The organism is Paracoccus sp. pheM1 (assembly GCF_018499825.1).
Taxonomy (GTDB): domain Bacteria; phylum Pseudomonadota; class Alphaproteobacteria; order Rhodobacterales; family Rhodobacteraceae; genus Paracoccus; species Paracoccus versutus.
Genome location: NZ_JAGXCX010000002.1, coordinates 179,787 through 202,813 on the forward strand (window position 1 = coordinate 179,787; position 23,027 = coordinate 202,813).

The 23,027-nt window shown below is 69.5% G+C and carries 22 protein-coding genes; 3 read left to right on the plus strand and 19 right to left on the minus strand.

Annotation, left to right across the window (positions count from 1 at the left end; genetic code table 11):
* Positions 1–7 precede the first annotated feature (7 nt).
* Positions 8–1,498, plus strand: a complete 1,491-nt coding sequence (locus KF941_RS15005; protein WP_072462435.1) for a nucleobase:cation symporter-2 family protein — start codon at positions 8–10, stop codon at positions 1,496–1,498.
* Here the strand turns inward: KF941_RS15005 and KF941_RS15010 are convergent.
* From KF941_RS15010 to KF941_RS15025, 4 genes are read right to left on the minus strand one after another with little or no spacing between them, the layout of a single operon-like run.
* Positions 1,492–2,874 (minus strand): HlyC/CorC family transporter, encoded by a 1,383-nt coding sequence (locus KF941_RS15010; RefSeq protein WP_214273816.1) that lies wholly within the window; start codon positions 2,872–2,874, stop codon positions 1,492–1,494. The two genes, KF941_RS15005 and KF941_RS15010, sit on opposite strands and share 7 nt — an antisense overlap.
* Positions 2,871–3,842, minus strand: coding sequence for a tyrosine recombinase (locus KF941_RS15015; RefSeq protein ID WP_214273817.1), 972 nt, complete (start codon positions 3,840–3,842; stop codon positions 2,871–2,873). Before KF941_RS15015 ends, KF941_RS15010 begins: the two co-directional genes overlap by 4 nt.
* The gene (locus KF941_RS15020; protein WP_214273818.1) at positions 3,839–5,461 is read right to left on the minus strand and encodes a hypothetical protein; all 1,623 of its coding nucleotides are present in this window, start codon (positions 5,459–5,461) and stop codon (positions 3,839–3,841) included. The genes KF941_RS15015 and KF941_RS15020 overlap by 4 nt, the downstream gene beginning before the upstream one ends.
* A complete protein-coding gene (locus KF941_RS15025; protein WP_214273819.1) occupies positions 5,448–5,723 on the minus strand; it encodes a hypothetical protein in 276 nt (91 codons plus the stop codon). Before KF941_RS15025 ends, KF941_RS15020 begins: the two co-directional genes overlap by 14 nt.
* 125 nt (positions 5,724–5,848) lie before the next feature.
* Here KF941_RS15025 and KF941_RS15030 point away from each other — a divergent pair, with 125 nt between their 5' ends.
* Positions 5,849–6,385 carry a shikimate kinase gene (locus tag KF941_RS15030; protein WP_072462430.1) on the plus strand — a complete coding sequence of 179 codons (537 nt, stop codon included), beginning with the start codon at positions 5,849–5,851 and terminating at the stop codon, positions 6,383–6,385.
* Positions 6,382–7,485, plus strand: a complete 1,104-nt coding sequence (aroB, locus tag KF941_RS15035) for a 3-dehydroquinate synthase (protein WP_214273820.1) — start codon at positions 6,382–6,384, stop codon at positions 7,483–7,485. The genes KF941_RS15030 and aroB overlap by 4 nt, the downstream gene beginning before the upstream one ends.
* On the opposite strand, the gene mnhG is transcribed toward aroB, so the two are convergent.
* The 15 genes from mnhG to gmd form a co-directional block, all read right to left on the minus strand.
* Positions 7,482–7,889 carry a monovalent cation/H(+) antiporter subunit G gene (gene mnhG, locus KF941_RS15040; protein ID WP_072462428.1) on the minus strand — a complete coding sequence of 136 codons (408 nt, stop codon included), beginning with the start codon at positions 7,887–7,889 and terminating at the stop codon, positions 7,482–7,484. The two genes, aroB and mnhG, sit on opposite strands and share 4 nt — an antisense overlap.
* On the minus strand, positions 7,886–8,167 hold the full coding sequence (locus tag KF941_RS15045; protein WP_036757939.1) for a K+/H+ antiporter subunit F: 282 nt from the start codon (positions 8,165–8,167) through the stop codon (positions 7,886–7,888). The genes mnhG and KF941_RS15045 overlap by 4 nt, the downstream gene beginning before the upstream one ends.
* On the minus strand, positions 8,164–8,652 hold the full coding sequence (locus tag KF941_RS15050; RefSeq protein WP_036757937.1) for a Na+/H+ antiporter subunit E: 489 nt from the start codon (positions 8,650–8,652) through the stop codon (positions 8,164–8,166). Before KF941_RS15050 ends, KF941_RS15045 begins: the two co-directional genes overlap by 4 nt.
* Positions 8,649–10,394, minus strand: a complete 1,746-nt coding sequence (locus tag KF941_RS15055; protein WP_052096111.1) for a monovalent cation/H+ antiporter subunit D — start codon at positions 10,392–10,394, stop codon at positions 8,649–8,651. The genes KF941_RS15050 and KF941_RS15055 overlap by 4 nt, the downstream gene beginning before the upstream one ends.
* Entirely contained in the window at positions 10,394–10,738 is a 345-nt protein-coding gene (locus KF941_RS15060; protein ID WP_036757935.1) for a Na+/H+ antiporter subunit C, read from the minus strand. Before KF941_RS15060 ends, KF941_RS15055 begins: the two co-directional genes overlap by 1 nt.
* Positions 10,738–13,617, minus strand: coding sequence for a monovalent cation/H+ antiporter subunit A (locus tag KF941_RS15065; RefSeq protein WP_116220952.1), 2,880 nt, complete (start codon positions 13,615–13,617; stop codon positions 10,738–10,740). The genes KF941_RS15060 and KF941_RS15065 overlap by 1 nt, the downstream gene beginning before the upstream one ends.
* A 146-nt stretch (positions 13,618–13,763) precedes the next feature.
* Positions 13,764–14,990, minus strand: a complete 1,227-nt coding sequence (locus KF941_RS15070; RefSeq protein ID WP_240540439.1) for a type III PLP-dependent enzyme — start codon at positions 14,988–14,990, stop codon at positions 13,764–13,766.
* Complete coding sequence (locus tag KF941_RS15075; protein WP_036757930.1) at positions 14,983–15,219, minus strand: acyl carrier protein; 237 nt, start codon at positions 15,217–15,219, stop codon at positions 14,983–14,985. The genes KF941_RS15070 and KF941_RS15075 overlap by 8 nt, the downstream gene beginning before the upstream one ends.
* Positions 15,220–15,238: 19 nt before the next feature.
* Positions 15,239–16,810 carry an AMP-binding protein gene (locus KF941_RS15080; RefSeq protein WP_214273821.1) on the minus strand — a complete coding sequence of 524 codons (1,572 nt, stop codon included), beginning with the start codon at positions 16,808–16,810 and terminating at the stop codon, positions 15,239–15,241.
* Positions 16,803–17,339, minus strand: a complete 537-nt coding sequence (locus KF941_RS15085; RefSeq protein ID WP_240540440.1) for a serine acetyltransferase — start codon at positions 17,337–17,339, stop codon at positions 16,803–16,805. Before KF941_RS15085 ends, KF941_RS15080 begins: the two co-directional genes overlap by 8 nt.
* 100 nt (positions 17,340–17,439) lie before the next feature.
* Positions 17,440–18,492, minus strand: coding sequence for a glycosyltransferase family 61 protein (locus KF941_RS15090; protein WP_214273822.1), 1,053 nt, complete (start codon positions 18,490–18,492; stop codon positions 17,440–17,442).
* A gap of 73 nt (positions 18,493–18,565) precedes the next feature.
* Complete coding sequence (locus tag KF941_RS15095) at positions 18,566–19,732, minus strand: SGNH/GDSL hydrolase family protein (RefSeq protein ID WP_214273823.1); 1,167 nt, start codon at positions 19,730–19,732, stop codon at positions 18,566–18,568.
* 111 nt (positions 19,733–19,843) lie between these two features.
* Positions 19,844–20,959 carry an aminotransferase class I/II-fold pyridoxal phosphate-dependent enzyme gene (locus tag KF941_RS15100; protein WP_240540441.1) on the minus strand — a complete coding sequence of 372 codons (1,116 nt, stop codon included), beginning with the start codon at positions 20,957–20,959 and terminating at the stop codon, positions 19,844–19,846.
* The gene (locus tag KF941_RS15105; protein WP_214273824.1) at positions 20,956–21,879 is read right to left on the minus strand and encodes a GDP-L-fucose synthase; all 924 of its coding nucleotides are present in this window, start codon (positions 21,877–21,879) and stop codon (positions 20,956–20,958) included. The genes KF941_RS15100 and KF941_RS15105 overlap by 4 nt, the downstream gene beginning before the upstream one ends.
* Complete coding sequence (gene gmd / locus KF941_RS15110) at positions 21,880–23,004, minus strand: GDP-mannose 4,6-dehydratase (RefSeq protein ID WP_214273825.1); 1,125 nt, start codon at positions 23,002–23,004, stop codon at positions 21,880–21,882.
* Positions 23,005–23,027: the final 23 nt, after the last annotated feature.

Below are 23,027 nucleotides of genomic sequence, written 5' to 3' on the forward strand. Positions count from 1 at the left end.
GGGCCTCATGGCAAGAGCCGCGACATCCGCAGTCGATCCGGTCGACGAGATCCTGCCGCCGCTGCGCATGACGACCCTGGGCTTGCAGCATGTGCTGGTCATGTATGCCGGCGCGGTGGCGGTGCCGCTGATCGTCGGCCGCGCGCTGAAGCTCTCGCCCGAGGACGTGGCCTTCCTGATCTCGGCCGACCTGTTCTGCTGCGGCGTGGCCACGATCATCCAGTCGCTGGGCGTGACGCGCTGGTTCGGCATCCAGCTGCCGGTGATGATGGGCGTGACCTTCGCCTCGGTCGGGCCGATGGTGGCCATGGCCAATGCCTATCCGGGCCCCGAGGGCGCGCGGATGATCTTTGGCGCCATCATCGGCGCGGGGATCGTCGCCATGCTGATCGCGCCCTTCGTCGGGCGGATGCTGAAGTTCTTTCCGCCCCTCGTGACCGGCACCATCATCCTGGTGATCGGCGTCACGCTGATGCGGGTGGGGATCAACTGGATCTTCGGCAACCCGGTCGGGCCGACCGCGCCCAAGGTGGTGGACCCGGTCGCGGCGGGTTGGCTGAACCAGCTGCGCGACCTGGCCGGGACCGGCGCCGTGCCCGCGCTGCCCGAGGGCTTTGCCCCCGCGCCCAGCGTGCAGAACCCGCTTTACGCCCAGCCGGTCAACATCGCCATTTCCGGCGTGGTGCTGGTGGCGATCCTGCTGATCGCCCGCTTCGGCCGCGGCTTCGTCGCCAATATCGCGGTGCTGCTGGGCATGCTGATCGGCGCGGGGCTGACCATCGTGCTGGGCCAGATGACCTTCGACAAGGTGGCCGAGGCGCATTGGTTCGGCATCGTCGCGCCCTTCCATTTCGGCATGCCGATCTTTGACCCGGTGCTGATCGTGACCATGGTGCTGGTGATGATCGTGGTGATGATCGAATCGACCGGCATGTTCCTGGCGCTGGGTGAGATGACGGGGCGCGAGATCACCCCGCAGCGCCTGACCGCCGGTCTGCGCACCGATGGCCTGGGCACGCTGATCGGCGGCATCTTCAACACCTTCCCCTATACCTCTTTCAGCCAGAACGTCGGCCTTGTCGGCGTCACCGGCATCAAGAGCCGCTTCATCTGCGTCGCCGGCGGGCTGATCCTGATCCTGTTCGGGCTGGTGCCCAAGATGGGCGCGGCGGTGGAATCGCTGCCGACCCCGGTGCTGGGCGGCGCCGGCCTCGTCATGTTCGGCATGGTCGCCGCGACCGGCATCCGCATCCTCTCGACGGTGGATTTCGCCGGCAACCGCAACAACCTGTTCGTGGTGGCGGTGGCGCTCGGCTTCGGGATGATCCCGCTGATCGCCCCCGATTTCAAGCAATGGATGCCGCATGCCATCCACCCGCTGGTCGAATCGGGCATCCTGCTGGCGACCATCGCGGCGGTGGCGCTGAACGCCTTCTTCAACGGCGCCGGCGGCAGCGTCGAGGAGGCCAAGCGCGCCGCCGGCATGGCCGATCACTGATCGGCGGCGGCCTCGCCCGGCGGCGGCGTCTCCAGCGGGCGGATGCGCAGCCGGGTGATGCGGTTTTCCCGCCGCGCCAGCACCTCGAAGCGGTAGCCGTGAAAGGAAAACACCTGGCCCGCCGCCGGGATCGACTGGGCCATGTGGATCACCAGCCCGGCGACGGTATTGGCCTCGTCGTCGGGCAGGGACCAGTCCAGCGCCCGGTTCAGGTCGCGGATGGTCATCGCGCCATCGACCATGTAGTCGCCCTGCGGTCCGGGCAGCAGCGATTGCGCGGCGTCCATGTCATGTTCGTCGGTGATCTCGCCGACGATTTCCTCCAGGATGTCCTCGAGCGTGATCAGTCCGCGCAGGCTGCCATATTCGTCCACCACCAGCGCGAAATGCGTGTGGCGTTTGAGGAATTCGCGCATCTGCTCGTCCAGCGGCGTGGTCTCGGGCACGAAATAGGGCGGCATGGCGGTGTCCAGCACGTCAAAGCTGCGCAAGGCGTCCGGCCCCTGGTCCTGAAGCGCCCGGCGCACGCCGCGCAGTAGATCCTTGGCATGGATCACGCCGATGACGTTCTCGCGCTCGCCGCGATAGACGGGCAGGCGGGTGTGGGGGCTTTTCAGCACCAGGTCCAGCACCTGATCGGCGGGAAGGCCGGCGTCGATCATCTCGATGCGCGAGCGGTGCAGCATCACCTCTTCGACGGCGCGTTCGCCCAGGTCCAGCGCGCCCAGCAGGCGGTCGCGTTCCTCTTTTTCGACCGAGCCGCTGGATTGCGCGATGGCCAGGGCGCCGGCGATTTCCTCCTGGACGGAAAAGACATGGCTTGCCCGGTCGGGTCGAAAGCCCAGCAGCGCCAGGATGCCGCGCACGATCAGCCGGACCACCGCGACGATCGGGGCCATGATCCGGGTGAAGACGCCGATCGGGCGGGCGACGCGGCTGGACAGCTCCTCGGGGGCAAGGATGGCATAGGTCTTGGGCAGCACCTCGGAAAAGATCAACACCAGCGCGGTCATCACCAGCGTCGCAACCGCCACGCCGCCGGCGCCCAGGATGCGGGTGAACAGCGCCGTGGCCAGGCTGGCCGACAGGATGTTGACCACGTTGTTGCCCAGCAGCAGCGAGCCGAGCAATCTTTCGCTGTCGCGGGTCACGTCAAGCGCCCGCGCGGCGCCTGCATCCCCCTTGTCGGCCCTGGACCGCAGCTTGGCCTGGCTAGAGGCGGTCAGCGCCGTTTCCGAGCCCGAGAAGAACGCCGAAAGCGCCAATAGCAGCAGGATGGCGGCGCAAGTCAGCCAGACCACCGGATCGGCAAGGATCGAATCGGGGACCGGCAGGGCGGCGGCGGCCGCATCCGCGGCTTGGGCTGGGACGGTCATGGCTTCTTTCCGCTGGCGTCGGCATGGGCCAGCGGATGGTGGTTCAGCACCAGGTCGCGCATCCGCGTGTCCAGGACATGGGTATAGATCTCGGTCGTGCCCAGGTCGGCATGGCCCAGCAGCGTCTGGATCGCGCGCAGGTCGGCGCCGCCCTCCAGCAGATGCGTGGCGAAGGCGTGGCGGATCACATGCGGCGAGACGCGGGCCGGGTCGATGCCGGCCGCCAGCGCCAGCTGGCCCAGCAGGGTGTTCATCGCCTGGCGCGTCATGTGCCCCTCGCGGCTGGCGGCGGGAAACAGCCAGCGCGCGCCCTTGCCCGCGACCAGCCGGCCCAGCGGGCTTTCGGCGGGGGCATTGTCGCGCCGCTTCAGCCAGGCGGCCAGTGCCCGGCGGGCGGGATCGCTCAGCGGCACCATGCGCTCCTTGCCGCCCTTGCCGCGGATCAGCAGCAGCGCCGGATCGCCGCGGCAGGCGCCCACCGGCAGCGAGACCAGCTCGCTCACCCGCATGCCGGTGGCATAGATCAGCTCGACCAGCGCCAGGTTGCGGGCGCGCTCGGCCTCGTTGCGGCCGATGCGGGGCAGGGCGTCCAGCATGGCTTGCACCTCGGCCCGGTCCAGCACCTTGGGCAGGCGCTGCATCCGGCCCGGCCCGCTGATGCGGCAGGCCGGGTCGTCCTCGCGCCAGCCTTCGTCCAGCGCGAAGCGCATGAGCTGGCGGATCGCCGACAGCCGCCGCGCCCGCGTCGCCCGCGACAGGCCCTGGGCGTCGCAATGGGACAGGTAATCCTCGATCCCCTCGCGCGGGACGGCCAGCAGGGTGTCGTCGCGCGCCGCCAGCCAGTCGGCGAAATCCCGCAGGTCGCGGCCATAGGCCAGCAGCGTGTTGCGCGCCGCCCCCGCCTCGGCCGCCTGCGCGTCGAGAAAGGCCGAGATCCGGCCCCGGTCGTTCAGGCCGCCGCCGCTCACGGTGCGCCGGCGCCCGGCGGGGGCGCCATCACCGGGGCCAGGATCAGCTCGATCGCCGCCTGGCGCGCGATTTCCTGCTGGCCCAGCACGCGCAGGACGCGCAGGCCCTGCGCCGCCCGCGGCAGGTCGCCGTCGAGCCCGGCATCGACATCGGCGATGGCGGCCAGCAGCGCCTCGCCCCGCCGACTGGCCAGGATCAGCTGCGCGGCGCTGTCCGGCAGGTTCTGCTCCGACGGGCCAAGGAAGGCGGGGAAAAGCGCGGCCGCCCGCGGCTCGCCCTCGCCCTGCGGCGGGGCGGATTGCGGCTCGCCCTCGGCAAAGCGCAAAAGCCACAGCTCGAAAGGCGCGGCATCGGCGGGCGGGGCCTGCACCACCTGCGGCTGTGCGGCCTGCAGCGCCAGCCACAGCGCGATGCGGCCGGCGCGGCCGTCCAGCCCCAGCGCGCCGACCTCGGCCCCGACCATGTCGGCCAGTGCCGGGCCAAGCCCCGCCGCGACCATGGCGTCGAAGGCGCGGGGCAGGGCGTGGCCCACGCCCGCCACGTCGCGCATCAGCAGCGCATCGGCCAGCGCCTGCACCGCGCCCGCGCGGTCCCAGACTCCGCCCGAGGCGGCGGGCTTCTGCTCCAGATAGATCATGCGCAGCTGCGAGGCCGGGATCGCCCCCGCCCGCGCCAGCCGCTCGGCCGCGTCCAGCCGCGCCTTCCAGCCCTCGTTCTGGTCCAGGTCCGCCAGGGCGAAGGCCAGGGGCAGGCTGGACGAGGGCAGGGGCTGGCCGATGGCCTCGTGCAGGCGCAGCTCCAGCGGCGTGACCACGGCGGGCGGCACCAGCTCCTCGGCGCTGTCGGAATAGCCGTCGTCCAGGTAATGCGCCAGGAGCGTCGCCATCTGCGGGTCGATCCGCCCCATGGCCTGGGCGCCGTGAAACACCAGCGCCGCCGCCGCCCAGTCGCCGCCGAAGGCCAGGCAGAAGATGCGCGCCGGGAAGCTGGGGGCGACGCCGGGGGTGCGGTCCATGGTCTCGCAGGCCTGGGCCTCGTCGCCGGACAGAAGCGCGATGTCGAACAGCCGCCGGAACCGCTGCAGGTCGCCGGGGCCGGCGGCCTTCAGCAGCTCCTTGGCGGCGCCGGTGGCACCCATGTCCAGCAGCTTGTCGACGCGGGCCAGGAACAGCGTGCCTTCCTGCCCGGCCTCGGTCCGGGCCGGGCGCAGTTGCGCGGCCAGCAGCCGCCGCTCCAGCCGCCGCAGCGCCGGCAGGCGCGGGTTCGGGCTGCGGATCAGCCGCACCAGCACCGCCGCCTCGCTGTCGCCCCAAAGATCGGCCGGAAGCCCCGCCGCCCGCGGCGAGACGGTGCCCTTGCCGTCGGGATTGCCCTCGCCCAGCCGGGTCACGCCGACCGGCTCGACCGCGCCGGTGGGGGCAAGCTCGCGCCGGGCGCGCTGCCTCAGCTCGGGCGGGCGCGCGTCGCCGGGCCGCCAGGACGAGATGTTGTCGGGCTCGCGCACGCTGCCCGACAGCCAGTCGCTGGCCGAAAGCGGCGGCTTGGCCCCGGCGGGCAGGGCAAGCGCCAGCCCGCCCACCAGGGCGCAGGCCAGGCCAAGGCCGTCAGTCGAGGTCATTCTGCCCCGCCCCCGCATCCTCGGCCGCCGGGGCGGACTGGGCGGAATCGCCGTCGTCGGGGGCCGTGGCCGTCGAAGGGGCCGGCGTTTGGGTCGCGGCCGGGGTCGATGCCGGGACGGCGGTCCTTTGCGCGCCCAGGTCCAGTTCGACCGGCATCCGCATCTCGCGCGGGTCGGAACTCATGTCGCCGAAATAGGCATAGCCGGCCAGGCCCGCCAGAATCAGGATGACCAGAACCACCACCACCTTCAAAAGCCGCATGAATTGCCCCTTCCGCCTCGATATGCTTGCCGGTCTGTCGCCGGTTCTTGCGAAATATATATGGCATTTCCCGAAAGATCACGCCATCAGTCTGTCCGGTTGCAAGAGGCGGGATCCGGGTGGTGATGCGGCGTAACATCGTGCTGATCGGAATGATGGGGGCGGGCAAGACCGCGATCGGGGGCGAACTTGCGCGCCGGTTGCGCAGGCCGTTCTCGGATACCGATGCCGAGATCGAGCGCGCGGCCGCCATGACCATCCCGGAAATCTTTGCCCGCGACGGCGAGGACTTCTTTCGCGCTCGCGAATCAGAGGTGCTGGGCCGGGTGCTGGCCTCGGGGCCGGGCGTGGTCTCGACCGGCGGCGGCGCCTGGCTGCGCCCCGAGAACCGCGCCCGCATCGGCGAAGAGGGGGTCTCGGTCTGGCTCGACTGCGACCTGGAGACGCTCTGGCACCGGGTCCGGCACCGGCCGACGCGGCCGCTGCTGCAGACCCCCGACCCGCGCGGTACGCTGGAGCGGCTGCTGGCCGAGCGCAGCCCGGTCTATGCGCTGGCCGACATCCGCGTCCCCGCGCAGCGCGGCGACAGCATCGAACAGACGGCGGACCGCGTGCTGGACGCGATCCGCGCGCATGATCCGGCGATCCTGGAGGGCAAATGAGCATCGAAACCGTCCATGTCGACCTGGGCGCGCGTTCCTATGACGTGCGCATCGGCCAGGGCCTGCTGGCACGCGCGGGCGAAGAGATCGTCGCGCTGGCCGGCCGCCGCCGCGTCGCCGTCCTGACCGACGAGACGGTGGCGGCGCTGCACCTGCCGGCGCTGCGCGAGGCGCTGGCCCGGCAGGGGATCGAGGCTCCGGCGCTGGCCCTGCCCGCCGGCGAGGCGACGAAATGCTGGGCCGAGCTGGGCCGTGCCGTGGAATGGCTGCTGGCCCAGCGGATCGAGCGCAACGACCTGGTGATCGCCCTTGGCGGCGGGGTGATCGGCGACCTGGCGGGCTTTGCCGCCGCGATCCTGCGCCGCGGCGTGCGCTTCGTGCAGATCCCGACGACGCTTCTGGCGCAGGTGGACAGTTCGGTCGGCGGCAAGACCGGGATCAACAGCCCGCAGGGCAAGAACCTGATCGGCGCCTTCCACCAGCCGGCGCTGGTGCTGGCCGACATCGACGTGCTGACCACCCTGACGCCGCGCGATTTCCGCGCCGGCTATGGCGAGGTGGCGAAATACGGGCTGCTGGGCGACGAGGGCTTCTTCGAATGGCTGGAAGCCAATGCCGGCGGGCTGGCGGCCGACCCGGCGCGGCGGCTGCGCGCCGTGCGCCATTCGGTGGCGATGAAGGCCGGCATCGTGCAGCGCGACGAGACCGAGCAGGGCGAGCGCGCGCTGCTGAACCTGGGCCATACCTTCGGCCATGCGCTGGAAGCGGCCACCGGCTATTCCGACCGGCTGCTGCATGGCGAGGGGGTGGCGATCGGCTGCGCGCTGGCCTTCGAGCTTTCGGCCAAGCTGGGCCTGTGCAGCCAGGAGGCGCCGTCGCGGGTGGCGGCGCATTTCGCCGCCATGGGCATGCCGGCGCGCATCGCCGACATTCCGGGCGAGCTGCCCGACGACGAGGCGCTGATCGGGCTGATGGCGCAGGACAAGAAGGTGCAGGACGGCAAGCTGCGCTTCGTTCTGGCGCGCGGCATCGGCCAGGCCTTCGTCACCGATGCGGTCGACCCCGCCCTGCTGCGGCAGGTGCTGGCGCAATCGCGCTAGGGCTGCGGATCGCCGGTTTCGGATTCGGTCTCGGCGGGGGGCTCGGTGCTGCGGATGCGGGGCGGCACCACCTCGTCATGGCCCAGCTTGCGGTCGCGGTCGCGGCGCAGCGCCGCCCGGCCCAGCATCAACAGCGTGATCGGCGTCGTGACCATGATGAAGATGCCGATCATCAGCTCATGCACCACCACGCGCCCCTCGGCCAGCGAGAACATCAGCATCGAGGCCAGGATGATCAGCAGCGTGCCATAGCTGTAGCCCAGCGTCGGCGCGTGCAGCCGCTGGTAGAAGCTTTTCAGCCGCACCAGGCCGACCCCGCCCAGCAGCGTCAGCGAGGCGCCGACCACCACGAACAGCGCGATGATGACGGCGGCCCAGGGCGGCAGTTGCTCCAGATGCATCATTCGATCACCTCGCCCCGCATCAGGAACTTGGCGGCGCAGACCGTGGTGACAAAGCCCAGCACGGCGATGACCAGCGCGCCCTCGAAGAAGAAGACATTGCCGTTGCCCATGCCGATGACCAGAAACAGCAGCATGGCGATGCTGTACATCGTGTCGAGCGCCAGGACGCGGTCCTGCGCCCGCGGCCCGCGCAGCATCCGCCAGCAGGCCAGCCCCAGGGCCAGGATCAGGGCGATCTGGGCATAGCCCAGGGCGAATCGCAGGATCTCGGCCGTCATTCGAATATCTCCATGAGCAGCGCCTCGTAGCGGTCGCGGATCAGGCTTTGCCAGTCGTCGTCGCTGCGCAGGTCGAGGACATGCAGCAGCAGCCGGCCTTCCTCCTGGTCGAATTCGATCCAGGCGGTGCCGGGGGTGCCGGTCAGGATGATCGCCAGCACCGCCAGCGCATTGGGATCGCGCAAGCGCAGCGTCAGCTCGACGAAGCCCGAATGGTATTTCGGATGGTCGGGGCCCAGGATCAGCACCCGCGCCACGGCGATGTTGGAGCGCAGGATGTCCAGCGCCACCACCGCCATCAGCTTGGGGATCGCCAGCCAGCGCCGGAAGACCGGCTTGGGCGGATGCAGATGCTCGACCGACCAGCCCGCCCCCAGCGCGATCAGCGTGCCGAGCAGCAGGTGGCCGGGGGTGAAGGCGGTCAGGAACAGCCACATCAGCACCAGCACGGCCGAAAGCACGGGATGGGGGACGAAGCGGCTCATTGCGCGCCCTCCTCTGGCCCGTTTTCGGGCTCGGCTTCGGCCTCAGGCTCGGGCAGCGGATCGGGGCTCAGGCTCTGCACCGGCGCGGCGCGCACGTCCTGCGCCTCGGCCAGCACCGCGCTGCGATAGACGCGCGGCTCCAGCAGCGCGTCGGCCGTGGCGCTGGTATAGCCCAGAAGCGCGTCCGAGCGCACGGTCTGCAGGCCGATCATGCCCAGCAGCATGACCACCGGCACCACCTCCAGCGCCAGGATGCGCGGGGTCGGGCCTTCCTCGGCCCAGAAGCGGCGGATGCCGAAGCGCATCAGCGCGATCAGCGCCCCCAGCCCCGACAGGATCAGCATGGCGGCATAGGCCCACAGGATCACCGGCAGATGGCCCGAGGCGGGCAGGTTGTCCTGCACCGCGCCGCGCAGGATGGCGAACTTGCCGATGAAGCCGGGCATCGGCGGCAGGCCGGCGATCATCGCCGCGACCAGGCCGAAGCAGATCGCCATGGTCAGCCAGCTGACGGTGCGCTGGCTGGCGGGGGCGGTGGTGTCCTCGACCGTGCCCAGCCCCATCGGCGCCCAGCGTTCCGACAGCGGGTCGAAGCCGTCGTCCTCGGCCGGGGCGTCGTCGTCGCCCTCGTCGTTGCGGCTGACCGGCTCGGCGATCAGGAAGAAGGCCGAGATGGCCGCGGTCGAGCCCACCATGTAGTAAAGCGCTCCGCCCAGCATCGAGCTGCCGCCCCCCGCCTGGGCAAAGCCGATCGCGGCCAGCACCGTCCCCGACGAGATGATCGCCAGATAGCCGCCCTTGCGCACCAGCTCCGGCGTGCCGAGGATGCCGATCATGCCGAATGCCATCGTCACCACCCCGCCGATCATCAGCACCGAGGCACCGAAGCCCGCCGAGGGCCCGGCATCCGGCCCCAGCACCAGAAGCGACAGCCGCAGGATGACATAGATGCCGACCTTGGTCATGATCGCCATGATCGCGGCGGCGGGCGGCGAGGCGGCGCCATAGGTCGGCGGCAGCCAGAAGCACAGGGGCCAGGCCGCCGCCTTGATCAGGAAGGCCAGCCCCAGGAAGGTCGCCGCGGCGTGGAACAGCAGCCGCTCGGCATCGTCGAGCCAATAGAGCGCGCGGCCGATGTCGGCCATGTTCAGCGTGCCGGTGGTGCCATAGACCAGCGCCACCCCGATCAGGAAGAACAGCGAGGCCGCCAGGTTCACCGCCAGGTAATGCAGCCCGGCCTTGATCCGCTCGGGCCCCGAGCCGTGCAGCATCAGCCCGTATGAGGCCGCGAGCATCACCTCGAAGAACACGAACAGGTTGAACAGGTCGCCGGTCAGGAACGAGCCGTTCACCCCCGCCAGCAGGAACTGGAACATGCTGTGGTAATGCTGGCCCTTGCCGTGCCAGCCGGCGGCGGCATAGATCAGCGAGGGCGCGGCCAGAAGCGCCGTCAGCATCACCATCATCGCCGAAAGCCGGTCCAGCACCAGCACGATGCCGATCGGCACCGGCCAGTCGCCCAGCCGGTAAAGCCCGACGACCGTGCCGCCCTGTTCGGTCGCGGATTTGACGTCGGCCATCAGCTCGACCGAGGCCAGGAAGGTCAGCCCCACCGCCACCAGCCCCATGATCAGCTTGGTCTGCCGGTTGCGGTCGCTGTAAAACAGCATGAGCGCGCCGGCCACCAGCGGGATCAGGATCGGCGCGATCATCAAATGGTCGGGCATGGCCGCATCGTTCATCATGGATGACGCTCCCTGCCGTCCACGTGGTCGGTGCCGGTGGCCCCGCGCGAGGCGATCATCAGCACCAGGAACAGCGCCGTGGTGGCGAAGCTGATGACGATGGCGGTCAGCACCAGCGCCTGCGGCACCGGGTCGGCATAGGCGGTCGGATCGACGAAGCCGCCCTTGGGCATGATCGGCGCGGCGCCGACGTAAAGCCGGCCCATGGCAAAGATGAACAGGTTGACGCCATAGGCCAGCAGGCAAAGGCCGATGATGACCTGGTAGGACCGCGGCCGCAGCAGCAGCCAGACGCCGGAGCCGACCAGGATGCCGATGGCCAGGGCAAGGATCAGTTCCATCAGCGCGTCTCCTCGTCGGTTTCGGGCGCGCGGGCGCGCGGGGCGACGCGCAGCGATTGGTGGGCAATGGCGATCAGCATCAGCACGATGGCGCCCAGCACGGTCGAGAACACGCCGAAATCGAACAGCATCGCGGTCGAGAAGGGCACCTTGCCGATGACCGGGAACTCGAGATATTGCGCATGCGCGCTGAGGAAGGGATAGCCGAAGATCCACGATCCCGCCCCGACCGCCGCCGAGGTGGTCAGCCCCGCCGCCATCCAGCGCATCGGCAGCACGGTGATCCGCGCCTCGACCCAGCGCACATTGGCGGCGACATATTGCAAGAGCAGGCCCACGGCCAGGGTGACGCCGGCGGCGAAGCCCCCGCCCGGCAGGTCGTGGCCGCGGAAGAACAGATAGGCCGCCAGCGCGATGATCGGCGCGAACATCCATTGCATCAGCACCGAGGGCACGAAGAGATAGGCCTCCAGCGCCTGTTCCTCGGCATCGAGCTGCGGGCGCGGGCGCTCGACGCTTTCGGGCGCGGGGCGGAAGCGGCGCAGCAGCGCATAGACGGTCAGCCCGACGACGGCGAGGACGGTGATCTCGCCGAAGGTGTCGAAGGCGCGGAAATCCACCAGGATGACGTTGACGACATTGGTGCCGCCGCCCTCGACATAGGCGTTGCGCAGGAACCAGTCGCCCAGCGAGGTGCCGGGCGGGGTCAGCAGCACCGCCAGCGCCAGCGCGGTCATGCCCGTGCCGCAGGCCAGTGCGATCAGCAGGTCGCGCGCCCGGCGCGAACGGGCGGTCAGGTTGTTGTCGCCGGGGATCTCCTGGTCGCGCTTGGGCAGCCAGCGCAGGCCCAAGAGCAGAAGCGCGGTGGTGGCGATCTCGACCAGCAGCTGGGTCACGGCCAGGTCGGGCGCCGACAGCCAGACGAAGGTGGCGCAAGTCACCAGCCCGGCCCCGCCCATCAGCACCAGTGCCGCGAAACGGTGATACTTGGCCTGCCAGGCGGCGCCGACGGCGCAGGTGCCGCCGACCAGCCACAGCAGGGCAAAGACCAGCTCGCTTGCGCCCAGTTCCGGCATGGGCACGTTCCAGTCCAGCCGGCGCAGCACGAACCAGGCCCCGGCCAGCGACAAAAGCACCATGGCGCGCAATTGCGACTGAAGCCCGTTCGCCGACAGCACCCGCAGCGCAAAGCGCGGCAGCCGGATGGTAAAGACCTGCAGTAGCCAGTCGAAGCCGCGGGCAAAGTCCAGCCGCCGCATCAGCCGCGTGCCGTCCTCGCCCGAATCGATCAGCCGGCGCGGCAGCAGGTAGATCAGCGCGCCCAGCGACATGGCGATCAGGCTCATGATCAGGGGCGGGTTGACGCCGTGCCAGATCTTGAGGCTGAAATGCGGCAGTTCCGGGCCGACCACGGCCATGCTGGCGGTCTGCAGCCAGGTGCCCAGCACCTGCTGCGGGAACATGCCGACCGCCAGGCAGATCGCCACCAGGATCGCCACCGGCAGGCGCATCAGCAAGGGCGGCTCATGCGGTTCCTGCGGTAGGTCGGTGGCGGGCGGGCCGAAGAACACGGTGACGATGAAGCGCAGCGAATAGGCGGCGCTGAACGCCCCGGCCAGCACCGCGACATAGGGCGCGAAATTGTCCAGCGAGCCGCCGTTGTTCCAGACATAGGTCGCCTCGAAGAACATCTCCTTGGACAGGAACCCGTTCAGCAGCGGCACCCCCGCCATCGCCCCCGAGGCGATGATCGCCAGCATCGCCGTCACCGGCATGACCCGCGCCAGGCCCGACAGGCGGCGCATGTCGCGGGTGCCGGTCTCGTGGTCGATGATGCCGGCGGCCATGAACAGCGAGGCCTTGAAGACGGCATGGTTGACGATGTGGAACACGGCGGCGATCAGCGCAAAGGGGCTGCCGATCCCGGCCAGCGCCGTGATCAGCCCCAGGTGGCTGATGGTGGAATAGGCCAAGAGCCCCTTCAGGTCGTGGCGGAACAGCGCCACCACCGCCCCCAGCAGCAGCGTGGTCATGCCGATGCCGGTCACGATCTGGAACCAGGCGTCCGTGCCCCCCAGCGCCGGGTGGAAGCGCAGCAGCACGAAGACCCCGGCCTTCACCATGGTCGCCGAATGCAGATAGGCCGAGACCGGCGTCGGCGCCGCCATGGCATTGGGCAGCCAGAAATGGAACGGGAATTGCGCCGATTTGGTAAAGGCGCCCAGCACGAACAGGATCAGCACCACCGGATAAAGCCGGTGGCTGGTGATCTGCGGCCCGGCCTTGAGCACGGCGTCCAGTTCGTAGCTGCCGGCGATCTGGCCCAGGATGATCATCGCCACCATCAGGCACAGCCCGCCCGAGGCGGTCACGATCAGCGACATCCGCGCGCCGTCGCGTGCGTCCTGCCGTTGGAACCAATAGCCGATCAGCAGGAACGACACGATGCTGGTCAGTTCCCAGAACACCACCAGCATGATGATGTTGCCCGACAGCAGCAGCCCCGACATGGCGCCGCAAAAGGCCAGCAGGCTGGAATAGAGCCGCGGCACCGGGTCGTCGGGCGACATGTAGTAGCGCGCATAAAGGATGACGAGGAAGCCGATTCCCGCCACCAGCACCATGAACAGCCAGGAAAACCCGTCGATGCGGAAGGTCAGGTCAAGCCCGATGGAGCTGACCCAGCGGAAGGTGCCCGTGATGCTTCGCCCCTCGGTCACGGCGGGGTAGAGCACGCCCAGGATCACCAGTGCGACGATCATCGTCAGCCCGGCGAGCCAGGCTTCGGCGTTGCGCGCCCGGATGGGAAGTGTGGCCGCCAGGGCGGCCGACACGAATGGCGTCAGAACAAGCAAGAGCAACAGGTTCTGTTCGACCATCGTGTTCCTTTTCCGGTTCGGGCTGTGCGCAGATAATAGACGCGCAGCCGCGGAAAACACAACCGACCCGGTCGATAAAAACGACGCAAAAATCCAAGATCAGGAATATTTTATCGCTTGCCCGGAAATGGGGCGGCGGCCGGGCCTCAGCCGCCGCGGATCCGGGTCGCGTCGCGCATCTGCCCGCCGGTCAGCAGCACCTCGGCCGGCATGGGATGGCTGATGAAATGCAGCGGGCTGGCGGTCGGCCCATAGGCGCCGCAGGCATGGATGGCGATCAGGTCGCCTTCCTCCAGCCTGGGCAGGGCGACGCCGCCGCCCAGCTTGTCGATCGAGGTGCAGAGCGGGCCGGATATGTCCTGCCTTTCCTCGGGGCGGGTGCCGCCCTCGTCGCCGCCGACGCGGTGCATGACGTAATTGCGCCGCAGCACCATGCCGAAATTGCCCGAGGCCGCCAGGTTGGCGTTCAGCCCGCCGTCGCAGATGGCGATTCGGCTGCCGCGCGACTGCTTGACCGAGACGACGCGGGTCACGAACCAGCCCGCCGGCCCGACCAGGTAGCGGCCCAGCTCCAGCACCAGCCGCGTCGCGGGAAAGCGCGCGGCGAAGGCGTCCAGTTCGGGGCCGATCTCGGCGGCGATAGCGGCAAGGTCCAGCGCGCTGTCGCCGGGGTGATAGGGGATGCCGAGCCCGGCGCCGAAGATCAGCTTTTCCGGGCGCAGGTCCAGCGCGGCGCAGGTCTCGGAAAAGACCTGCATGAAGATGCGCCAGTTCTCGCAGATCGCCTCGGGCTTGAGGCATTGCGTGCCGGAATAGATGTGCAGCCCGATGATGCGCAGGTTGGGCAGGGCGGCGATCTGCGGCAGGATCTCGGCCGCGTCCTCGACATCGACGCCGAAGGGGCTGGGCCGGCCGGCCATCTGGTCGCCGAAACCCTTGGGCACGCGCGAGGGCGCCAGGCGGACCAGCACCGGCTGGACGAGGCCCAGCTCGGCCGCGACGGCATCGGCCAGCCGCGCCTCGCGCAGGCTTTCCAGCACCAGCTCGCCCAGGCCCGCCTGGGTGGCGGCGCGCAGCTCCGCCTCGCGCTTGGCCGGGCCGGTGAAGCTGATCCGGCCCGCATCCCAGCCCGCCTCGCGCGCCAGCGCCAGCTCGCCCCCCGAGGAGATGTCGAGGCAGTCCAGCCGGTCCCGCATCCAGCCCAGCAGCGCCGGGTTCGGATTGCTCTTGACCGCGAAGCTGACGGCGAACCAGCGCCCCAGATGCGCGCGCAGATGCGCCAGCCGTTCCTCGACCAGGTCGGTGGCATAGACATAGCAGGGCGTGCCGAAGCGCGCCGCGGCCTCGGACAGGTGGCGGTCGAGGTCAGTCAAGGGTCTGCACATAGGCTAGGATGGCGTCCACCGTGTCGAAATTCTCCAGCGTCACGTCGCCCGGCTGCACCCGCACCCCGGCATGCTGCTCGACGAAGGAGATCAGCCCGACCATCGCCACCGAATCCAGCATCCCGGTCGAGAAAAGCTCGGTATCGCCGTCCAGCGGCGTGTCGATGTTCAGTTCGGCGCGGATATAGCGGAACAGTTCGTCCTTGCTCAGGCTCATGGATTCAATGCCTTTCTGGTCAGTTCTGCGATGCGGCCCTGGCGGCCGAGATGATGGCGGGGCGGTCCAGCTTGCCGCTGGCGGTCCGCGGCATGGCGCCTTGCCAGGAATGATAGCGCTGGGGACGCATGTAATGGGGCATGGCGCGGGCGCAATGCGCGGCCAGCGCGGCCTCGTCGCCCTGCGGCAGATAGGTCACGACCGCGTGAACCGCCTGGCCCAGGTCGGCATCCTCGACCCCGAAGGCCACCACGTCGGTCACCAGCCCGCTTTGCGAGATCGCATCCTCGACCTCGGTCGGCGACAGGCGGAAGCCCAGGGTCTTGATCATCTCGTCCATGCGGCTGACGAACCACAGGTCGCCGTCCTCGTCCACGCGCACCAGGTCGCCCGACCAGACCACCGGCTCGTCGCCCAGCAGGTGCGCAAGCTCGGGGCAGGGGCGGATCTTCTGCGCCGTCACCTCGGGCTTTTCCCAATAGCCCATGCTGACCAGCGGCCCGGCATGGACCAGCTCGCCCTGTTCGCCGGGGCCGGCGATGCCCTCGCCATGCTTGATGGCGAAGACCTGCGCGTTCGGGATCTGCCGGCCGATCGAGCCCATCTTGGCCGCGAATTTCGCCGGCGGCAGATAGGTCGAGCGGAACGCCTCGGTCAGCCCATACATCAGGTAGATGTCGACGCCCGGAAACACCTGCGGCAGCAGTTCCAGGATGTTCGGGGGGATCTTGCCGCCGGTATTGGTGATGCGCCGCAGCGCCGGCAGTTCGGTCGGCCGGTCCACCAGCAGCCGCACGATCTGGTTCCAGAGCGGCGGCACCCCGGCGATCCCCGTCACCGATTCGGCCTTGGCCATGCGGATGATCTCGGCCGGCATGGTCAGCGGCTGATGGACCACCGTCCCGCCGGTCAGCAGCATGGTGGTCAGCTGGTTCAGCCCGGCGTCGAAGCTGTAGGGCAGCACCGAAAGCAGACGGTCGCTTTCGTCCAGCCCCAGGTAGTGCGCGACCGAGATGGCGCCCACGCGGATATTGCGATGGCTGAGCATCACCCCCTTGGGCGCGCCGGTCGAGCCCGAGGTGTAGATGATCATCGCCAACCCGCGCGGGTCGGATTCGTCGGGCGCGGAAGCCCGGTCGGCGCCAAGCGCCCCCCAGGGGTCCGCGCCCTGGACAAGGCCCTCGGCCTTGCCCTGAACAAGATAGGCCGTGCCCTCGGGCAAGGCATGTTCGCCCACCAGCGCCTCCAGCGCGTTGCGGGGCAGGATCGCCGCGCGCGCCCGGCTGTCGCGGGCGACATAGGCCAGCTGCGCGGGCGTCCAGCGGATGTTCACGTTGATGACCACGGCGCCCATCTTCCAGGCGCCGAACATGGCCGCGACCTCGTCGATGCCCTTGCGCAGATGCACGATCACCCGGTCGCCGGGGAGGATGCCGCGCCCGACCAGCCAATCGGCCACGCGCCCCGCCTCGGCCGCGAGTTCGCCGTAGCTGACCGAGCGGCCCTGGTCCACCGCGGCGATCTTGTCGGCGCGGGCGGGCAGGTTGTCGGCCAGAAGGCGCCACATGCTGCGGTCGAAATCGTCACTCATGCTCGGGGGCCTTCTTCTTGGCGGCAAAGATCGGCAGGCTGGGATAGATCTTGGCGGGCGAGCCGATGACCACCGAATCCGGCGGCACGTTGGTCGTCACCGCGGTATTGGCGCCGATCCGCACCCGGTCGCCGATGGTGATCGGCCCCAGCACGCAGGAATTCACCCCGATGAACACATCATCGCCGATCACCGGCGCGCCGGGGCCCATGTTGGTGCCGATGGTGACGTTGTGCATCACCCCGCAGCGGTCGCCGATCACCACGTCGGGATGGATCGACAGCGAGCCCTCGGCATGGATGATGTGGAAGTCGCGCCCCAGCCGCACCTGCGGCGGGATCCAGACCTTGGTCACGTTCAGGATCAGGATCCGCATCAGCGCATAGGGCTTGCCGGCCAGCCAGCGCAGCAGCGGGTTCTTCAGCCCGATGGCCCAGCGGCCATAGCGATAGACGGCTAGCGAGACGAAGGCGGGCTCGGTCAGCGAACGGCCGTGTCTTTTGTAGTCATCCCGGAGAGTTTCGAACATCACCATGCACTTGCTTAATCACTTCGGCGGGAAATAAAGCTCGCCCGCCCCCATATTCCGATGTCTCGCGGCAAACTCAACCTGACTGTTAGGACGGGTTTCAGGCGGTTTGCGCCGCGATCAGGTCGAGCGTGCGCCGGATCTGGTCCCATTCCACCCGGTAGCCGCGGGCGGTGCCCGACCCCACCACCATGGCGTAATGCTGCTGCCAGCAATCCGTCAGCAGCTTGAGCGAGGTCGTCACCCGGTCCGCCGGCTGCAGGGTCAGCACCGTGCCGCCCGGCGCCATGGCGATGACGCCATGGGCAAGCTGGCTGCCCTCGACCCCCGCCACGATCCGCGCCGCGCCGGCAGCCTGGGCCAGTTCGTCGGCGTCGTGGCGGTCGATGTAGAGCGTGCGAAAGCCGTATTCGACCTCGAGCCGCTCGGCGATCTCGGCCTCGTTCTCCAGGATGCGGGCATCGCCGCTGGCGCCGCGGAAGATGAAGACGCCGGGCAGGGGCTCCAGCGCCCGCCCCTGAAGGACCAGCGCGCGGTTGCGCTGCGCGCGGCCGCGGCGGTGGCTGTTGCTTTGCAGGTCGTCGAACAGGACCAACTCGTCGAAATGCACGTCGCCGATGCGCCGGGGCGCCATGCCCAGCAATTCCTCGTAGCGCGCGATATGGCCGCCGCGCAGCGGGGCGGAGGTCACCGGCGCCCCCGCCTCTTCGGCCAGGCGATAGGCAAGGCAGTCGTTCAGCAGCCAGTTGCCGAACCAGCGATTGCCGATCCAGCTTTCGTAAAGCGCCCCCGTCAGGCTTTCGCGCGGCCGGGTATAGCCCAGGCCCGAGCGCTTGTGCTGGCGCAGGTGGCGTTCGGCCCCGCGCGCATGCAGCACGCCATCGACGAAATCCACGTCGCGGAAGCGATAGCCCAGGGTGGGCGGAATCTGCTCGGCCGGATTGCCCTGCATCTGTTCAAGGATGTTGGGCAGGGAACCGAACTCGGTGCGCGAGATATGCTCGACCTGGTCGGGCAGCCAGATGCCCGGCATGACCTCGCCCACCTCGGCCGGGCAGATCTCCCATCGCTCGACGGCGGTGGCAAAGAAATCCGCGGGGCCCAGGCCGGCAAGGCGGCGCAGGCGGTTATGGGTCGGTCTGAGGGAATGCATGGCGGCTCGGCTGGCAGGGTCGGGTGGAGTGTGCGGTCGCGCGGCGGCGGGCGCAAGAGACAGAATGCGCCGTTCAGTTCGGACCCGGCCCTTTCAGCGCCGCGACCAGCGCCTGCGCGATCATCGCGTGATCCTCGGCCGAGGGGTGCCACAGGCAGGCGTTGCGCTGCGGATCGCCCAGGACGACCAGGCGGTTGGCCAGGCCCCGGCCGTCCAGCAGAGCCGATGCGGTCCGATGCGCCTCGACCAGTTCGGCCCCGTATTCGCCGAAGGCCAGCAGCACCAGGGTCGCGCCGGGGTTTTCCTGCGCGCGGGCGGTGGCGAAATCGGCCAGCGCCGGGCCGAACTCGTGGCGCAGCTGGCCCTTGTCGCTCCAGCGTTCGCCGGGGGCGAGTTCCGAGCCGAACACGTTCGAGCCCAGCCCGATGACGACGATGTCCGCCTTGCGCTCCGGCAGGGCCGGCGCATCCGGCTGTCCCGGCAGGGCCAGGGGATAAAGCCGGTCCATGGTGCGGTCGGGCTCGGCGCCGCCGTAGTTGCGCAAAAGCCCGATGCCCGAGCGCGCGACGATGCGGTAATCCGCACCCAGCGCCGCCGCGACCTGCGGGCCGAAGCTGCGGCTGGTGTCGGTCGCGGCATAGATCTCCTCAGCCTCGCAATCGCGGCGGCTGGCGGTATTGGCAAAGCCGACGGTGTCGGAATCGCCGATGAACTCGATCAGCCGCGGCGCCGGATCGGGCGGCGGCAGCGCCTGGGCCGAATCGTCCAGGAAGAAGCCGCCGAAAAGCGCCGGGCCGCTTGATTCGCTGATCTTCTCGGCGCGGATCTGATGCGGGCCGGGCGCAAGGCCGCGGATATGCAGATCCTGCCGGCCGGGGCGCGAGACCTCGACCGCCTTGCCGTCCAGCGTCACGCGCCAGCGATTGAGCGCATCGTCGAATCGCAGCACGATCCCGGTGCCCTGAAACCGCGCCGAGGCGTGAAAGCCCGGCCATTCATGGCGATAGCCCAGGCCCGAGGGATCAGCGGCCGCGCGCCCCGTCGCCTGGGCGGGCAGGGCGCTCCATCCGGGCCGCTGTGGGCCGAGCTCCGCCAGGAATCCCGCGTCCCCGGCCAGGCTCAGCGCCGGCACCGGCGTCGCCGGGCGCGGCGGTTCGGGCCAGGCCAGGAAAGCGGCCCCCGCGCCCAGGGCGACGACCAGGACCGCCGCGCCGATCCGCCTTGTCCAGACTGCACCCATGACCGCCCACCCGAAACCCCGGCGCCGATCCTGACCAACCCGGGCCGGCAAGTCCAGCGGCCAGCCGCTCAGCCGCGGAATCGGGCCAGGATTCGGATCGCGTCCCGCATGTCATGGGGGTGGTTGCCGATGAAAAAGCCGTTGCGGTCGATCTCGTCCGCATGGGTCATCGGCCCGTGCAGGCTGTGGTCCATCAGCCGCAGCACGGGATTGCCGGTGAAATTGCCGCTGACGATGGGCCGGGTCTCGAATCCCAGCGCGCCGAGCCGCGCCAGAACCTCGCGCCGGCCGAGCCTGCATTCGGGGCGCAGCACCAGCGCAAAGCCGAACCAGCTGCTTTCGCCGATCTCGCGCTGGATGCGGAACAGCGGGTGATCGGCCATCGCCTCGACCCATCGCGCGCCGTGCCGCGACCAGCCGCGGCAGCTTTTCCAGCTGCGCCCGGCCCAGGGCGCCCGACATCTCCAGCGGGCGCAGGTTGTAGCCGGGCAGGACGAAGCGAAAGCTTTCCTCGAAGGGATCCTCGCCCTTCTCGCCGGTCACGCGGTTCCGCCTGGGCAGGTCGCGCGTCCAGCCATGCGCCCGCAGCGCCAGCAGGATGTGGTAAAGCTCTTCGTCGTCGGTGACGACCAGCCCGCCCTCCATGGTCGAGATGTGGTGCGAGAAGAAAGTCGAGAACGTCCCCATCACCCCGAAGGTGCCGGCCTGGCGCCCGGCGAAGGTCGCGCCCATGGATTCGCAATTATCCTCGATCAGCAGGATGCGGCGGGTGCCGATCAGCGAACGGATCGCGTCGAAATCGTTGGGATTGCCCAGCAGGTTCACCGCCATGACGGCGCGGGTCCGGTCGTCGATGGCCGCGGCCAGCGCGGCAAGGTCGTAGTTCAGCGTCTCGCGGTCGATGTCCACGAATTTCAGGTGCAGCCCGTATTGGTGCAGCGGAAAGAAGCTGGTGGACCAGGACACCGCCGGCACGATCACCTGGTCGCCCGGCATCAGCCGCGAGGCCGGGTCTTGCCGGTAGCGCAGCGCGGCCACCATGGCGAGATTGGCCGACGAGCCCGAATTGACCATCACCGCATGGCGGCTGCCGGCGAAGCGGGCGAACTCGGCCTCGAAGGCCGCGACCTCGGGGCCCATGGTAAAGCGGTCCGAGGCGATCACCCGCTGCAGGGCGTCCCGCTCGGCCTCGTCCCAGCTGGAGCTTGCCAGGGGAAAGCGGTTCATGGCTGCTGCTCCAGATACCAGGCATAGGTGGCGGCGACGCCCTCGGCCAGGCCGATCCGCGGCGCCCAGCCCCAGGCCGCCTGCCGCGCCACGGACAGAAGCTTGCGCCGCATGCCCACGGGCTTGCCGAGGTCGTGGACAAAGCGGCCCTGCCAGCCCACCACCCCGGCCACGAGGCGGTAATAATCCTTGATCGCGTGATCCACCCCCGGCCCGACGTTCATCACCGCCGGCACGGCCGAGGGATCGGCCAGCGCGCGCAGGATCGCATCCGCCAGGTCGCCCGCATGCATGAACTCGCGCCGGGCCTGGCCGTCGCCCCAGATCTCGACCCGGTCGCGGCCCTCGATCCCGGCGCGGTGGATCTTGTGGATGATCGCCGGCAGCAGATGCGACCGCCCTGGGTCGAACGTGTCGAAGGGGCCGTAGAGGTTGCAGGGGATCAGCGTGCGCCATTGCAAGGCGGGGTTCTCGCGGCAGGCATGGTCCACCAGCCGCATCGCCATGATCTTGGCCAGGGCATAGCCCTCGTTGCTGGGCTCGAGCGGGCCGGTCAGGATCTGTTCCTCGACCAGGTCGCGGTGCAGGTCGCGCGGATAGACGCAGCTCGAACTCAGGTTCAGCAGCACCGGAACGCCGATCTCGCGGCAGGCGGTGATCAGGTTCAGCCCGATGCGGGCGTTCTCGGCCAGATACCGCAGCGGCTCGGCCATGTTGGCCTGGATGCCGCCGACGACGCCCGCGGCATGGACCACGGCGTCGGGACGATGCCGCGCCAGCCAGTCCCGCAGCGCGACCGCGTCGCACAGGTCCAGCTCGGTGCGGGCAGGCGCCAGCACCTGCCAGGCGGCGATGCCGGGATGGGCGCGCAGGTTCGACCCCACCATGCCATGGCCGCCGGTGACGAAAAGCCGCGCCATCTATCCCACCTCTCCCGCGACGGCCGGACCCAGCCCGTGCCGCCGGAGCAGCGCATGCTGCCGCGCCGCCCGCAGGTCGGCGGCGACCATCTCGGCGATCATCTCGCGCAGCCCGGTCCGGGGGCGCCAGCCCAGCCGGCGATGCGCCTTGCCGGCATCGCCCAGCAGGCTGGCCACCTCGGCCGGGCGGAAATACCGCGGATCGACCCGCATCACCACGTCGCCGGGACGCAAGGCCGGCGCCCGCTCGCCGGCGACCGAGGCGACCAGGGCGAACTCATCCACGCCCGAGCCGCGGAATTCCAGCGCGATGCCCAGCTCCGCGGCGGCCCAGGTCAGGAACTGGCGCACGGAATGCTGCTCGCCGGTGGCGATGACGTAATCGTCGGGCGCATCGCTTTGCAGCATCAGCCATTGCATGCGCACGTAGTCGCGGGCATGGCCCCAGTCGCGCAGCGCGTCCAGGTTGCCCAGATAAAGGCAGCCGCCGATCCCCTGGGCCAGGTTGGCCAGCCCGCGGGTGATCTTGCGGGTGACGAAGGTCTCGCCGCGGCGCGGGCTCTCGTGGTTGAACAGGATGCCGTTGCAGGCGAAAAGCCCATAGGCCTCGCGATAGTTCACCGTGATCCAATAGGCATAGAGCTTGGCCACGGCATAGGGGCTGCGCGGGTGAAAGGGCGTGCGTTCGGTCTGCGGCGTCTCGCGCACCAGCCCGTAAAGCTCGGAACTCGACGCCTGGTAGAACCGCGTCGCCCGCTCCAGCCCCAGGAAGCGGATCGCCTCCAGCAGCCGCAGCGTCCCCAGCGCATCGACATCGGCGGTATATTCCGGCGCCTCGAAGCTGACCGCGACATGGGATTGCGCGCCCAGGTTATAGACCTCGTCCGGCCGCACCTCGGCCATGATCCGGGTCAGGTTCGAGGCATCGCCCAGGTCGCCGTAATGCAGCAGGAAGCGCGGCGCGACCTCGTGCGGATCCTGGAAGATGTGATCGACGCGCCGGGTGTTGAAGCTCGAGGCGCGGCGCTTGATGCCATGCACCTCATAGCCCTTTTCCAGCAGGAACTCGGCCAGGTAGGATCCGTCCTGACCCGTGACCCCGGTAATCAGCGCCTTCTTCACCATGAACCGCCCACTCTTGAACCACG

Coding starts and splice junctions, on each gene's coding strand:
- KF941_RS15005 (WP_072462435.1), top strand. CDS start 8: ATGGCAAGAGCCGCGACATCCGCAGTCGATCCGGTCGACGAGATCCTG.
- KF941_RS15010 (WP_214273816.1), bottom strand. CDS start 2,874: ATGACCGTCCCAGCCCAAGCCGCGGATGCGGCCGCCGCCGCCCTGCCG.
- KF941_RS15020 (WP_214273818.1), bottom strand. CDS start 5,461: ATGACCTCGACTGACGGCCTTGGCCTGGCCTGCGCCCTGGTGGGCGGG.
- KF941_RS15025 (WP_214273819.1), bottom strand. CDS start 5,723: ATGCGGCTTTTGAAGGTGGTGGTGGTTCTGGTCATCCTGATTCTGGCG.
- KF941_RS15030 (WP_072462430.1), top strand. CDS start 5,849: ATGCGGCGTAACATCGTGCTGATCGGAATGATGGGGGCGGGCAAGACC.
- aroB (WP_214273820.1), top strand. CDS start 6,382: ATGAGCATCGAAACCGTCCATGTCGACCTGGGCGCGCGTTCCTATGAC.
- mnhG (WP_072462428.1), bottom strand. CDS start 7,889: ATGATGCATCTGGAGCAACTGCCGCCCTGGGCCGCCGTCATCATCGCG.
- KF941_RS15045 (WP_036757939.1), bottom strand. CDS start 8,167: ATGACGGCCGAGATCCTGCGATTCGCCCTGGGCTATGCCCAGATCGCC.
- KF941_RS15050 (WP_036757937.1), bottom strand. CDS start 8,652: ATGAGCCGCTTCGTCCCCCATCCCGTGCTTTCGGCCGTGCTGGTGCTG.
- KF941_RS15055 (WP_052096111.1), bottom strand. CDS start 10,394: ATGAACGATGCGGCCATGCCCGACCATTTGATGATCGCGCCGATCCTG.
- KF941_RS15060 (WP_036757935.1), bottom strand. CDS start 10,738: ATGGAACTGATCCTTGCCCTGGCCATCGGCATCCTGGTCGGCTCCGGC.
- KF941_RS15065 (WP_116220952.1), bottom strand. CDS start 13,617: ATGGTCGAACAGAACCTGTTGCTCTTGCTTGTTCTGACGCCATTCGTG.
- KF941_RS15075 (WP_036757930.1), bottom strand. CDS start 15,219: ATGAGCCTGAGCAAGGACGAACTGTTCCGCTATATCCGCGCCGAACTG.
- KF941_RS15080 (WP_214273821.1), bottom strand. CDS start 16,810: ATGAGTGACGATTTCGACCGCAGCATGTGGCGCCTTCTGGCCGACAAC.
- KF941_RS15085 (WP_240540440.1), bottom strand. CDS start 17,339: ATGTTCGAAACTCTCCGGGATGACTACAAAAGACACGGCCGTTCGCTG.
- KF941_RS15090 (WP_214273822.1), bottom strand. CDS start 18,492: ATGCATTCCCTCAGACCGACCCATAACCGCCTGCGCCGCCTTGCCGGC.
- KF941_RS15095 (WP_214273823.1), bottom strand. CDS start 19,732: ATGGGTGCAGTCTGGACAAGGCGGATCGGCGCGGCGGTCCTGGTCGTC.
- KF941_RS15100 (WP_240540441.1), bottom strand. CDS start 20,959: ATGAACCGCTTTCCCCTGGCAAGCTCCAGCTGGGACGAGGCCGAGCGG.
- KF941_RS15105 (WP_214273824.1), bottom strand. CDS start 21,879: ATGGCGCGGCTTTTCGTCACCGGCGGCCATGGCATGGTGGGGTCGAAC.
- gmd (WP_214273825.1), bottom strand. CDS start 23,004: ATGGTGAAGAAGGCGCTGATTACCGGGGTCACGGGTCAGGACGGATCC.